This is a genomic window from Paraburkholderia sediminicola, assembly GCF_046030555.1.
GTDB classification, from domain to species: Bacteria; Pseudomonadota; Gammaproteobacteria; order Burkholderiales; family Burkholderiaceae; genus Paraburkholderia; species Paraburkholderia sediminicola_E.
The window spans coordinates 42,589-56,384 of sequence record NZ_JAQQCH010000017.1 but is presented as its reverse complement, the minus strand read 5'-3'; the positions used below and the strand labels follow the sequence as shown (position 1 = coordinate 56,384).

Genomic DNA, 13,796 nt, shown 5'->3' with positions numbered 1-13,796 from the left:
ACCGCAAGCGCGGAATTGGCAAGCGAGGATATTCCCGCACAATGACCCGATGCGAGACCGTCCGCTATAGACCGACGGCGGATCGACAGCACGGGGAGGAATCAGCAATGCGCCATCAGTATGCGACGCTATGGATATGGTTTTTTCTGTTACCGCTTGCGCTGGACTACAAGGCGACCAACGCCAACGTAGGCCATTTCGCGCAGTCCGGACTCGTGATCCCGGTAATCGCTGCGGGGCTCGCCCTCGTGCTGATTGCGCCGCGCTTTCGCGACCGCTCGCGGTTGCGCTCGATCGTCACCTTTAGCGTGCTGCTGTGTGTGCTCGGCAGCATCGTCGCCCAGTTCATTCAGGACAACGACACCGGCAATTATCTGCGCGTTCTGCTCCCCTTCGTGCTGTTCGCACTGGGCTATCTCGTGGCCTGCCGACCGTGGAGCGAATACAGAATTTCGCAGTTCGAGAAAGCGCTGTTTTTCGCCAACGTGGTCAGTCTCGTGTTTACCTTCGTCTATGGCATGGCGACTGGAGGCGATCTCGACGACGTCCGCTACCGCATCATCTCCGTGACGTTGCTTGGACTGCAAGCCGTGCTGCTGCACGAATTCATCGTCGCGAGGCGTTTTTCCTTTTTCACCATCGCTGTGTTCGCCGGCAGCGTAATCATCGAATTGCTGAGCGTCACACGCAGTTTGCTGGTTGGCACCGTATTGCTGTTTCTGATTGCCATGGCGCTGTCCGCGCCATCGATCCAGCAAGTCTGGCGCGCGGCCGCGCGCACGGTGATCGTAGGCGCCGTACTGGCCGGCGTGGCCGGCATCGCGGCGCTGAGCTTTCCGACCGTCGCGGAGCACTGGACGCAGCGCATTTTCGCGTCGGAAGAAACCGTTACCGGCAAAGATCCGACCACCATCACCCGCCTCGCCGAGATGCGCGATCAGTATGACCAGGTGACAGCGTCGCCGGAAACACTGCTGTTTGGTGCAGGCTACGGGCACTACTATCGCTATTCCCCTGCGTATCTGCCGGACCTCGCCGGCCAGATCAGCGAGAAAGACTTCTACGCGATCAATGAATGGGCTGCGGGTCACAACTTCTGGATCTATCAACTGTTTGCAGGCGGGCTGTTGTTCGGCATCGCCATGCCTTTGGCGACCCTGGCTGCGCTGGCGATCTGCTTCTTCTCGTATCGCTACTGGCGCTCGGTCGTTCCCGACGCGCCCATGCTGCCGGTGCTAGGACGCGCCATCATGCTGTTTGCCGCGTTGCCGGCCACCTCGATCGGCGGCAATCCGCTCGGGCCGCGTTTCTCAGGGCTGATATTCGGCATTGCCCTCGGCTTGATGATCGCCACGCACGCGCGATTGCAGCGCGCGCTGCCGGCGCGAGTGAGGCGCGCGCCCACTCCCCCGCATTTGCGCCCGGCCGCCATGCCTGAATTGCCAGGCAGAATCCGGCCCGGCATGGGCCGCGCCGATCTCGCGACGGCGCTCGGCATGTCACGCGCGGCAACCGCTGCGCCCGGCTCCAGTCACTTCGGCGCCCTCGTGTCGCGCACTACGTCGACGCGCCGCACCAATCGATCGAATATCGTCCGATGAAAATTCTCCATCTGCTTGCCAGCATCGACCCACGCGCGGGTGGTCCGGTTGAAGGCGTTCGCCGCAGCGGTGTCGCGATGCAGGACGCCGGACACGAAATTGAAGTGGCCACCTGCGATGCGCCGGGCGACGCCTACCTCGCGGCCTTCCCGTTTCCGGTTCATGCGTTCGGCCCCGTCAATAGCCGCTACAGCTATAGCGTGCAACTCGCACCGTGGCTCGCCGCCAACGCGAACCGGTTCGACGCTGTCATCGTGCACGGTTTGTGGCAGTACCACGGCTTCGCGGCGTGGAAAGCGCTGCGTCGAAGCGGCGTGCCCTACTACGTGTACGTGCACGGCATGCTCGACCCATGGTTCAAACAGGCTTACCCGCTCAAGCATCTGAAGAAGTGGCTGTACTGGCCGTGGGCAGAATACCGGGTGCTGCGCGATGCGCGCGCCGTCATCTTTACGACCGACGAAGAGCGCACGCGCGCCCGTCAATCGTTCTGGCTATACCGGGCGCATGAGCGGATCGTGCCATACGGCACGACCGTGCCGCCGCTCGAAGCCGAGCCCTTGCGCGAAGCATTCCTGCAAGCCGTGCCCGGTTTGCGCGGCAAACGCATCGTGCTATTTCTCGGTCGCGTGCATGCGAAGAAAGGCTGCGATCTGCTGATCGATGCGTTCGCGCGCGTCGCGAGCCGCGACCCGTCGCTGCATCTCATGATTGCCGGTCCCGACGAGACCGGCTGGGTGGCAAGTCTGCGCGCCCAGGCCCAGGCGGCCGGCATCGCGCATCGCATCAGCCTGCCAGGGATGCTGCAGGGCGATCTCAAGTGGGGCGCGTTTCATGCAAGCGACGTGTTCATTCTGCCCTCGCATCAGGAAAACTTCGGCGTGGCGGTTGCCGAGGCGCTCGGCTGCGGACTGCCGGCGCTGATCTCCGACAAGGTCAACGTGTGGCGCGAGATCGAAGCGGACGGCGCGGGGATGGTTGCCGCCGATACCGTCGACGGTACGGAAAAGAATCTCGTGCGCTGGCTCGAACTCGACGATACCGCTCGCACGATCATGCGCGCTCAGGCGGTCAGCACATTTCAAACCCGCTTCCGGATTGAAACCATGGTCAGCGCGTTGACGGCTCTGCTGGAAACGAAGGGCAATGCCAGCGAAACGCGTGAAAACGCGCACACCACGCTGCGCGGGGCGACTCAACCGAGCACTCAACCGACCCGGTGACGGTGCGCCGCCTGGCGTCCACCATCACCGGCTGTTCTTCGTTGCCCCTTCATCAACGGCGTCAAGTTCGAAACCGCGATCGGCAGGGTTTCGATGTGAGGCTACCAGGAAACGGGCCGCAGGTTGCCGTCGAACCTCGCCGTGCCGTTCTCGGGTATCGCGACCGCTCGCGAAGCGTTACCGTAGAACAGGTTCGTCCGCGTCCCGCCTACGCTGGTGAGCTTGACGGAAGACAACGCCCCACGGCTCCACGCGAGATCCACCGCAAACCCGCCTTTTGCCCGCAGCCCCTTGACGCTTCCCGTGCCCCATTGCGCCGGCAAAGCGGGCAGCAGCGTGATGCGATCCATCCTGCTTTGCAGCAGCATTTCCAGTATCGCCGCCGGACCACCGAAGTTCGCATCGATCTGGAATGCCGACGAATTGCTCGACAGCGCGTAGGCATCGAACATGTTGGCAAACGTGCCATTCACCCCATCGTTGCCTGCCGAGTAGTTCAGCAGCTTCGGAATCATCGAATAGCAGGTGGCGGCGTCGTGGAAATGCGCCCAGCAGGCAATTCGCCATGCCAGCCCCCAACCGAACGAGTTGAAGCCGCGCGCGGTCAGCAACGCCTTCACGCCGGCTACGAGCTTCGGATCGCTGTCGAGCGTGATGCGCTCACCTTCGAACCAGCCGATCAGCGGCGACAGATGCCGGTGCCCGGTTTCGCCGACAACACTGTCGCTCATCCATTCCTGAAGCTGCCCGGTCGTCGGACTCACTTTCGGTAGATAGAGCTGCGCCTTCATCGTCGCGAGCGTCTGCGCGAAATCTGCATCCTTGCCGAGCAGTTGGCTTGCGGCGACCGTGTTGGTGAACAGATCCCAGACGAGTTCCTGCGCATAGGTAATGCCAAGCTGCTGGTGAGGACCCTGCTCCGGCGACCAGTCCTTGTCGTCGATCAGCAGCCCCGTCACGGGGTCGCGAATCAGGCGCGCCTGCCAGAACTCGCAAGCGGACTTCATCACGGGATAGATGTTCGCCAGGTAGCGCTTGTCCAGCGTGTACTGATAGTGATTCCACAAGGTGCGGCAATACCACGCGCTCGCAGGCGGGCTCCAATCCCAGCCGATCGAACCGTAGATGCCGGTCGAAATCGCCACCGTCCAGCCCGCCACCTTGCCGTTCGAATTGCTGTAATTCACGTTGGCGGCATCGTTGAAATGATTCCGCGTGGACTGGACCCACGACGGAAACTGCCCGGTGACGTAATCGGCAAACGGCAGCTGGCACTCAGGCAAACCGGCGCGGTCGGCGAGCCAATAGTTCATCTGCACGTTGATGTCGGTGTGGTAATCGGCCATCCACGGCGGGTTGTTCGTGGTGCTCCACAAGCCTTGCAGATTCGCGGGCATCGAGCCGCGCGACGACGAGATCGTGAGGTAGCGCCCAAACTGCACGTACATCGCTTCGAGTTCGGGATCGGCCACAGCGGCGTTCGCCCCGCGCGCCTGCAGGCGGGCCGGGATCGGCATCGCCTTCTGCGCGGCGCTCGAGGTGCCGAGGTTCAACTCCATACGCCCGAAGAGCCCGCGATAGTCCCGCACATGGCGCCACAGCAGATCCCAGTAGCCTCGAGCCGAAGCGTTCGTCACGTCGGCGATCGTGGCGCTGCGCGGGTTGATGCCTGTCAGGTAACTGTCGACGTAGCGCCCGGTGTAGTCGGTACGCGCGGCGAAGATGATCGTGAGTGCCGGACAGTTCTGCAGCGTGATCTGCGCATTGGCGGAGTCGAACCGCGCGGTGCCCGCATCCGGAATGACCGACAGGTATGAGGCGTACAGCTCTCCGCTACCGCTAACCGAACCCGAAAACGACATCGCGTGATTCGACTCGCCGATGGTCTGGGTGCCCTGCCCGTCGATGAGCGAGACGGTGCCGTTATAGGTGCCGCCGTCCGAAGTAAGCCGCACGACGATCACATTGTCGGGAAAGCTGCTGAAGATCTCGCGCCGGTAGGTCCTGCCGCCGACGCTGTACTGCGTGCGCACGAGTGCATTGCTGATGTCGAGCGAACGCTGGTAGCTCGTGGCACCGGCATGACCGGGCAGATCGATATAAAGCTTGCCGAGCGACAGATAGGTGCCCATGCCTGTCGTCGTATAGGACAGGTCGACGACGTCCTTGCTGCCCGACCACAACGTAATCTCGTTCAGGTAGAGCGCCTCCCTCTCGCTCGCGCCGCCTGCCAGCGCACCCAGACGGCCGTTTCCGACCGGCAGGCCCTGAAACTGGATGTTGGATTCGACGGCCGGCTGATCGTATTGGAACAGCAGTGCCTGATCGGCGGAGGTGAGCGGTGAAGCAGCTTGTGCGGAAGCGGAAAGTGAATCGGTGGTTGGGGAGGTGCCGGGCTCGCCGGCTTGTGCCGAACGTATCGCGGCATGGTTGCCGGTGCCTGTCACTGGCAGGATGGCGGCTACACCGCCGAGCTTGAGGAGCCTGCGACGCTTCTGGTTGACGGAGATTTTCATCCTGTTTCCTGGTTCGCGAAGTTTCCCCGAAAATCCACCTATGAATAGTTTGTGCAAATATGCACTTCACCGGGATTCTCCAGACATTAGGTCTTTCCCTCGGTACGCGCGCAGCAAAACGGCATCAGGATTCGGCTACTTCCCCGACGCGAAGACGCACGGCATACGCCCGGCGAGGGTTTTGTGCATCTGCAAATCGATGGGCGGGGCGCGGGAGGGGACGCAGAAATAACAGAGCGAAGCGAGGGGGCGTCAGGCGGTATTTCCCGCTATGTGAGCGGGACAGCAATGCGTGTGTGCCCGTGCGCGACATGCGCGAGACGCCCGAGCATCGAGCCGATAACAGCGCGCCGTCGCGCGCGCACCGTCACCGGCTGTTCTTCATTGCTCCTTCATCCACGGCGTCAAAGTCGCGGCTGCGATCGGCAGGGTTTCGACTTGAGGTTGCTGCGGCTGCATCGATATCAGCGAATTGTTGGCGGCGTCGCACCGCATGTTGCCGACGATATCCGGAACGTCGAGTTGCCGCACCAGATGGCCGGCGAGGCGTAGCGCAAGCGCGGCAATCGTGATGGTCGGAAAGTTGGCACCGACAGTCGGAAACACCGAACTCCCCGCCACATAGAGATTGCTTATCCCATGCACCTTGCAATCGCGATCCACCACGCCTTCACGTGGTGAATCGTGCATGCGCGTGGTGCCCATGTGGTGCCACGTGCCCTCCAGCTTCGCCGGCCAGCGCCGGCCTTCCAGCGGCGCGTCGAGTTCGACGTCCGCGATGCGGGCCATCTTCAACTCCTGCGCGAGCAACGCGAACGTTTTGTCGAAGGTGCGTTGCACCTGTTCGCCCAGACGCCACTCCACCTTCACGCGCGGCATGCCGAACCGGTCGCGTTTATCTGACGACAACGTCACGCGGCTATCGGGATCGGGCACCGCCTCGACGATCGCCTGCAACGTCACATCGGTGATCAGCGCCGGCCATTGCAGGAGCCGCGTTAAGCCATAACCCACGGTATGCAGCGGATGCGCGATCATCGTCGCGAGATCGGTTTTCAGGCTGCGCCCCGGCTGGTCTTTCTGCAACAGCGCTTCCTTGCAGTGGATCAGTGCCTCGGACCCTGCAGTGCCTTCGCCGTACCAGCGCGAATAGAGCCACACGCGCGAATTCAACAACTTCTCGCGCTCCATCAACTCCTGCTTCGGTGCGAACTGTGAGGATATCTTCGTGCCGTGTGCAGACACCGCGGCATTCTGATAGTGATACTTGATGTCATATAGTTTATTGCGAGCGTTGCCCGGACGAAAACGCACCTTGCCGGACATCATTCGCGGATGATCCATGAAGTAGCGGCCCACCAGATCGTTGGCATTACCGAGGCCCGTCGTCTGCACGTTATTCGAGGCGAGCAGGAGGCGCGCATTCTCGATGCCGCCCGTGGCCAGCACGAAAATCCTGGCGGTCACCGTCATCTTGCGTCCACTGACGGTCGCCACCTGAAGTCGCGAAATGGACGTGCCCTGAGCGTCGGCGTCGATATTCTGGACATTCGCGTACAGAAACACGCGCACCCGCGATGAGCGCGACAACTCGTCGCGATACGCCTTGCCGAAACGCACAGGGGGGCTGAACTGCGCGACCGTATCGCGCATATCGCCAGTCGCAAGCGGTATGCGGCGCACGTCATGGCGGCCGATTTCGCGTTCCCAGTAAGCAGGGTCGAAATTCTGCGGACCGAGCTTCAGCAATTCATGTGTGCGCGCGTAGTACGGCGCCAGTTCGTCGAGGCCGAACGGCCAGCCGCTGTGCGGGATCCAGTCGCGCTTCTCGAAGTCCCACGGATCGAGCGGACGGCACCAGCCACCCCAGCAGTTGCTGCTGCCGCCGAAGTAGCGGCTACGCGAGCCGTCCGCGAAAGAATAGGGAAGCCCAACGTTCTCGCCGCGATAGAGGTCGCGCGTTTCGTCATCAGGCCCAAAGCCCCCGCTCTCGAGCATGCAGGTGTCGACTCCCGCCCTCGACATCTCCAGCGCAAGCGTAATGCCGGCGACCCCTCCGCCGATGATGCACACCGCCGTTTCGACGGCCGTGTTGTGTTCAACAGTGCGAGTATCGATGAACATCCCTACTCCCCATCTTCATCATGCATCTCTGAGTGCGTCAATCCGGCTACTCATCCAACCGGGGCTGGCAAGCAAACCACGCACGCGTCGTTACCGAACACCTCATCGGCATCGCCGCGAGTGTCGATTAAAGAATCGATCGACAATCCCATTGCGGCCGCCGACATGCCGGCTTGTCAACGACTTGGCCTCCCCAGCGTATAAACGCTGCGGTTTTCTCTCTGTGCTTCAGGTCACGGAATCGAAACGGTTCCGGATAAAACGACACGGGTTGCCGCCATACACGCCCTCTGGATCGAGCGAACGGTGCACGACGGACAAGGGCGTCACCACGGCCGACCGGCCGATCGTCACACCCATCTGCACAACACACTTCGAGGTGATCCAGACACCGTCCTCGATGACGATCGGCGCGACGCGCAAATCCATCGTGGTGCTCATATCGTGAGACCCGGCGCTCAGGAACGTGCCTTGGGAAATACAGACGTTCGAGCCGATGCGGATCAGCGCCTGGTTGTAGATCCAGACGTCGACGCCGAACCAGCAGTTATCGCCCACTTCCAGATTCCAAGGCGACTTCACGCGCAGCGGATGCACGAAACGGCACCCCATGCCAATCTTCGCGCCGAACAGACGCAATAGCCCAACCCGTACCGACGAGAGAGGCAGCAACTTGTTGTTGATCACGCACGCTTCAACGACAAACCAGATGAGCTCGATCAGGGCACCGCGCTTCGCGCGATAGTTGCCCTTTCCGGCCTGGCTGAGATCGATGACGCGGACATCCTCGCGGACGCCTTCGACTTTCGGCGTGCGCCCGATCTGCGGATCGTCGGCAACGTTACCCATCAGCTTTCTCCAGACCACGAACCTGAATCAACACACCGTCGCACCACGCTTACATTATGTTTCGACTCCTTACTGAAGCTGCCTTCATGGCCGTACGGGCAAGCGTTTTGGCGGTTCCCCACGTGCTGGTTGGCGCACGATAGCTCTATTGAGACCGCATCTCCCCGGGGCATACGATGACCACCCTGTTTCGGCATACGACAACCTCGCTGCTTCTCGCCATCGCCACGTGTGCCGCACCGGCGCTCGCGCAGAACGCGCCCCCCGCGCCCGCTGCACCGACCCTTGCCGCCACGGCTGCGACCGCCTACGGCACCCCCACCCCAGCTGCGCGCGCCGACCCGGGCGCTGCGCGTCGCAACAGCGAAGCGCAGTTGCTTGGCGCCCCGCATGAATATGGTTCGCCAGACGCGCAGCAAGGCAATACCGCCGATGCCCAACAGGCAGCGCTGCTGGACGAACAACGCATGACGGTGTTGGGCGGCGGCCAAGGCGTCCAGCCCATCGTGGGCAAGGGTCAGCGCAATAAGGCGCAGGCCGCCGCCAATGGCAAGGTGCGCGTGGCCGGCCAGCCAGGCGGTCCGAATGCGGCCGACGGCTTGATGCCCGAAGGCGCAGCGAAAGCCACTTACGCCGATCCGTACGATCCGGGCAAACACGCCGTCTATCGATCCCCGTGGTGACATTGCATTCATGAGATGGCCGCGTACCGGATCAATCCGGCGCGGCTTCCTCCCTTGTAGCCGGCTTGCGTCGCTGGCCCGCAGCGGTTGAAGGTCGTGGGCCACCGAAATACGGCACCTCCACCTCCGCATGCTTGCCACGTGACTCACGAACCAGCGCCGCGAGCCGCGCTTCAAAAGTGGCGATCGTCGACTCCGGCGATAGGGCGCGCTCCGCATAATTGCGTGCAGCCTTGCCGAGCGCCGCACGGCGTTCGCGATCGCTCGCCAGCACGGTGATTGCCGCCGCCAAAGCCTTGACGTTGTCCGGCGGCACCACCACGCCGCGTGGCGACACCGCCTCGTAGAGACCCGTGCCGCGCCGCGCCATGGCCACCACCGCACGTCCGCTTGCGAACATACCGGTGAGCTTCGAAGGCATCACCAGATCCGCGGCATCGCCACGTTGCGGCAAAACGTGAATGTCAGCGAGGTTGAGCAGTTCGTTCAGACGATCCGCCGGTTGCAACGGAATGAAAACGCAGTTCGTCAATCCCGCGCAGCGTTCCAGCAAACTCTCTTTCGCCGCGCCACTGCCACAGAAAACGAAAGTGACATCGGCACGTGTGACAAGCGATGCCGCGGCATCCGCGAGCGTTTCGATGCCCTGTTTCGCGCCCATGTTGCCCGAGTACAGCACCACCTTCTGGTCAACCGGAATGCCCAGCAAACGCCGGTAATCGCTCGCGTGTGTCAACGGGAAGATGGTCGACACATCCACCCAATTGGGCAGGCACACAACCCGCGACGGTTCGACACCCTTCGCCACCAGACGCGAGCTCATCTGTTGCGTAATCGACGACACGGTATCGAAGCGCCGCAGCAGCGTGCTTTCGATCCAGCGTGCCACTCGGGCCGCGCGCGAGCTTTTCAGAAGACCGAGGTCGAAAGCTGCATCGACTTCGAAGTCCTGTATATGCAGCCAGGCTCGTGTGCGAATCACGCGCGCGAGCGCTAGCGCGGCAGGCGCGCAGATCAGCGTCGGCGCGATCAGCATCACGGCATCGGGGCGCCATAGCACCTGCCGGGCGAGCAGCGGCAACGAGCTCACCGCGAAACTCGCGAGATGCAGCATCCGCTTCAGGCCGCTGGGACGCGCCGGCACCCACAGCGGCGCACGCCAGATCGTCACACCATCGCGTATCTCGCGCTGATACCGCCAGGACACGTAGCCCGCAGCAACACGCCACTCGGGGTAATAGGGCGGCGCGCACACCACGCGAACCTCGTGGCCGCGGCTGGCCAGAAGCGCAGCCATTTCCGCCGTGTACTTACCCACCCCGGTCAGTTCAGGTGCGTAGTTGAGGCCGTAGATCAGGATCTTCATTGTGACTGCCAGAACGTGTTAGAGCTTCGCAGGCGCGACGGGCCGTGAGGCGCGTCAGTCGCTCAGCATCAGCGCGCAGCCACGAGCGATATTGGCGGCTGCAGAAGGCGGATCGAAACGACGGATCACATCCATACAACGGTGCGCCGTGCCGCCCGCGTCGGCGAAAGCCTCCATCGCCTTGAGCATCGTGCGCTGCAATCCGGCGACATCGCCCGCCGTAAATGCATAGCCGCTCACACCGTCGATCACCAGCTCCGGCACACAACCACAACTTTCGCTGACCACTGCGGGGCAGCCGTGCGCAAGCGCTTCGTTGACGACGAGTCCCCACGGCTCGCTATAGCTCGGCAGCACCATGCAGGTCGCGCCGTAGTATTCCTGAGTGAGCGGCTCGTCCTGCAAACTGCCGGCGAACGTCACCGCTTCGCCCAGTTCGAGTTCAGCCACTTTCGCGTGCAGCATTTCCGCCATCGGTCCCGTGCCGACAATGCGCAGCCTCGCTGCGGGAATACGCCGCCGCAAACCGGCGAACGCCTCGATCAGCGTGCCAATGCCTTTCTCTTCCGAAAGACGGCCCACGTAGAGAAACACCGGCGGATTGCCGGCGCGCGCGGCAATCCGCTCGACCAGCGCACGCTCCGGCGAGAACGATCCAGGCAAGGCGGCGGCCTGGCACGGCACGAAAATCTTGTCGCGTTTCGCGCCGAGTGAAAGCAGATACTCCCGGCTGCGCTCGCCGAAACCGAAATAGCCGTCGCAGAGCGAAAAGAACACGCGTTTCGGAATCGAAGTCAGCAGCTTCTTGGGCCGGTCGCGCGCGGTCGAATCGCAGAACACCGCGCGACGCTTGCCGGTCACAATGCACGCCGCCAGCATCGCCCAATATTCCGGACGGTGGTAGCCCGGCAGAACGATCAGATCCGACTTGGTCCGCAACACTTCCCACGTCAGCCGCGCGATCATCTTCATCGTGGGCACATCTTCGTAGCAACCGTCGAACAGCTTCTGCATCGGATAGCGATGGTACGAATAGTCGACATCTGAAAAACCCACACGGTCGTGCTCGGTATCCGCAATCTGCACCATCGAGTAGCGGATCGCGCCGGACGACGAAATGTTATGCAAGGCAGAGAACACGACGCCCTTGTGACGCGACCATACGACGTTGTGGAAGATCGTGACTGACGCGGTCATTTTTATGCCACTCCTCGAAAAATCGTCCTTGTGTGCGTTGCACGTCACTCGCGCGAAACGCCCCACGCATTCCCTCAATTCCAGAACCGCGCTCAACGGCTCTTTAGTGCGCGCTTATGCATGCAGGGCGGCGACAGACGTCGAGCCGGCGTGTAATTCAACGAATTCCCGATACGTGGACGCGATGCCCTCCTCGAGACCAGTGGTCGCGTGCCAACCCATTTGCGCGAGCCGCGATACGTCGAGCAACTTGCGCGGCGTGCCGTCGGGTTTGGACGCGTCGAATACGAGTTCACCCTCGAAACCCACCACCTTGCAGATGCATTCGGCCAGTTCGCGAATCGACAGGTCTTCACCAATCCCGACGTTGAACAGGCCTTCTGTCACGTTGTGTTCGAGCACGAACAGTGTCGCCGCGGCGAGGTCGTCGACATGCAGAAACTCGCGGCGTGGCGTGCCCGATCCCCACACCGTCAAGGTCGCGGCGCCGTTCACCTTCGCTTCGTGCGCCTTGCGCAGCAGAGCCGGCAAGACATGGCTGCTGTTCAGGTCGTAGTTGTCGTTAGGGCCGTACAGATTGGTCGGCATCAACGAGACGTACTGCGTGTTGTACTCGCGGTTGTACGCCTCGCACAGCTTGAGACCGGCAATCTTCGCAATTGCATAGGCGTCGTTGGTCGACTCGAGCGGCGACGTCAGCAGATACTCCTCGCGGATCGGCTGCGGACACTGCTTCGGATAAATGCATGAAGAACCGAAGAACACCAGCCGCTCGACTTGCGCGCGATACGCAGCATGAATCACGTTGGTTTCGATCATCAGGTTTTCATAGATGAACTCACCCGGCTGCGACGCATTGGCGAGAATGCCGCCCACGCGCGCGGCCGCGAGCAGCACCACGTCGATCTTCTCCCGCTCGAAGAAGCCGTTCACGGCAGCCTGATCCATCAGGTCGACTTCTGCCCGCGAACGCGTAACGACGTTGTGGTAGCCCTCGGCATTCAACCGCCTGACCAGCGCGGAGCCCACCATGCCACGGTGGCCCGCGACGAAAATGCGTGCTTGTTTGTTCATCGCCGTTACTCGTGATGTTCCAACGCCGTGAAACCGGCCAGCGTGACAAGTGCGTCACGTCGTGCAATCTGATAATCCGCGCGCACCATTTCCTTGACGAGCGCGCTGAACGGCGTGGTCGGCTGCCAGCCGAGCTTGGCATGGGCTTTCGACGGATCACCCAGCAGCGTCTCGACTTCGGCGGGCCGGAAATAGCGCGGATCGACACGCACGATCACATCGCCGGGCGACATCTTGACCTCACGCCCTTCCACCTTCTCGACGACGCCGATTTCATCCACGCCAGTGCCTTCGAAACGCACGGTGACGCCTAGTTCGGCCGCGGCATGCCGGACGAAGTCACGCACGCTGTACTGCACGCCGGTGGCGATGACGTAATCCTCCGGTTGCTCCTGTTGCAGCATGCGCCATTGCATCTCCACGTAGTCGCGCGCATGGCCCCAGTCGCGCAACGCCGACAGATTGCCGAGATAGAGTATTTTCTGCATGCCCACGGCAATCCGCGCCACGGCGCGCGTGATCTTGCGCGTCACGAAGGTCTCGCCGCGCACCGGCGATTCGTGATTGAACAGAATCCCGTTGCAGGCATAAAGCCCGTAGGCTTCCCGATAATTGACCGTCGTCCAGTACGCGAACAGCTTGGCAACCGCGTATGGGCTGCGCGGATAGAACGGCGTGGTCTCCGACTGCGGGATCTGTTGCACAAGGCCGTACAGTTCCGAGGTCGAAGCCTGATAGAAACGCGTCTTGTGCTGAAGCCCGAGAATCCGGATTGCTTCGAGAATCCGCAGCGCACCGAGGCCGTCCGCGTTAGCCGTGTATTCCGGCTCCTCGAACGAAACCGCCACGTGGCTCTGCGCCGCGAGGTTATAGATCTCGTCGGGCTCCACACGCTGGATCACGCGCAGAATGCTGGTCGAGTCGGTCAGGTCCGCGTGATGCAGAAAGAGTCGCTGATCCGGATCGTGTGGGTCGCGATAGAGATGATCGATACGGTCTGTATTAAACAGCGATGACCTGCGTTTGATGCCGTGTACGTCGTAATCCTTGGCGAGCAGCAGCTCGGCGAGATACGACCCGTCCTGTCCAGTGATGCCGGTGATCAGCGCGACCTTGCGTTTCATGGAACTTTCCCCCTCGTTAATCTTCGATGCCAGCGCATA

At 62.1% G+C, this 13,796-nt stretch carries 10 protein-coding genes; 3 read left to right on the top strand and 7 right to left on the bottom strand.

Annotated features, from left to right (window positions below):
- Positions 1-107 precede the first annotated feature (107 nt).
- Both PQQ52_RS23065 and PQQ52_RS23060 read left to right on the top strand, forming a co-directional pair.
- The gene (locus PQQ52_RS23065; RefSeq protein ID WP_408216329.1) at positions 108-1,601 is read left to right on the top strand and encodes an O-antigen ligase family protein; all 1,494 of its coding nucleotides are present in this window, start codon (positions 108-110) and stop codon (positions 1,599-1,601) included.
- Complete coding sequence (locus PQQ52_RS23060; RefSeq protein WP_408216327.1) at positions 1,598-2,824, top strand: glycosyltransferase; 1,227 nt, start codon at positions 1,598-1,600, stop codon at positions 2,822-2,824. Before PQQ52_RS23065 ends, PQQ52_RS23060 begins: the two co-directional genes overlap by 4 nt.
- Before the next feature lie 101 nt (positions 2,825-2,925).
- Here the strand turns inward: PQQ52_RS23060 and PQQ52_RS23055 are convergent, their stop codons facing one another.
- From PQQ52_RS23055 to PQQ52_RS23045, 3 genes are all read right to left on the bottom strand, one after another.
- On the bottom strand, positions 2,926-5,340 hold the full coding sequence (locus PQQ52_RS23055; protein WP_408216325.1) for a glycosyl hydrolase family 95 catalytic domain-containing protein: 2,415 nt from the start codon (positions 5,338-5,340) through the stop codon (positions 2,926-2,928).
- Between the two features lie 381 nt (positions 5,341-5,721).
- Complete coding sequence (locus PQQ52_RS23050) at positions 5,722-7,464, bottom strand: FAD-dependent oxidoreductase (protein WP_408216323.1); 1,743 nt, start codon at positions 7,462-7,464, stop codon at positions 5,722-5,724.
- A gap of 228 nt (positions 7,465-7,692) precedes the next feature.
- Positions 7,693-8,313 carry an LbetaH domain-containing protein gene (locus PQQ52_RS23045; RefSeq protein WP_408216320.1) on the bottom strand — a complete coding sequence of 207 codons (621 nt, stop codon included), beginning with the start codon at positions 8,311-8,313 and terminating at the stop codon, positions 7,693-7,695.
- 176 nt (positions 8,314-8,489) lie between these two features.
- Here PQQ52_RS23045 and PQQ52_RS23040 point away from each other — a divergent pair, with 176 nt between their 5' ends.
- On the top strand, positions 8,490-8,996 hold the full coding sequence (locus PQQ52_RS23040) for a hypothetical protein (RefSeq protein WP_408216317.1): 507 nt from the start codon (positions 8,490-8,492) through the stop codon (positions 8,994-8,996).
- Between the two features lie 31 nt (positions 8,997-9,027).
- On the opposite strand, the gene PQQ52_RS23035 is transcribed toward PQQ52_RS23040, so the two are convergent.
- The 4 genes from PQQ52_RS23035 to gmd form a co-directional block, all read right to left on the bottom strand.
- Positions 9,028-10,362: a glycosyltransferase WbuB gene (locus PQQ52_RS23035; RefSeq protein ID WP_408216315.1), complete on the bottom strand. Its 1,335-nt coding sequence runs from the start codon at positions 10,360-10,362 to the stop codon at positions 9,028-9,030.
- 54 nt (positions 10,363-10,416) lie between these two features.
- Positions 10,417-11,559, bottom strand: coding sequence for a glycosyltransferase family 4 protein (locus PQQ52_RS23030; RefSeq protein WP_408216312.1), 1,143 nt, complete (start codon positions 11,557-11,559; stop codon positions 10,417-10,419).
- Positions 11,560-11,673: 114 nt separating this feature from the next.
- A complete protein-coding gene (locus tag PQQ52_RS23025; protein ID WP_408216309.1) occupies positions 11,674-12,633 on the bottom strand; it encodes a GDP-L-fucose synthase family protein in 960 nt (319 codons plus the stop codon).
- A 5-nt stretch (positions 12,634-12,638) separates the two neighbouring features.
- Positions 12,639-13,757 carry a GDP-mannose 4,6-dehydratase gene (gmd, locus tag PQQ52_RS23020; protein WP_408216307.1) on the bottom strand — a complete coding sequence of 373 codons (1,119 nt, stop codon included), beginning with the start codon at positions 13,755-13,757 and terminating at the stop codon, positions 12,639-12,641.
- Between the last annotated feature and the right edge of the window lie 39 nt (positions 13,758-13,796).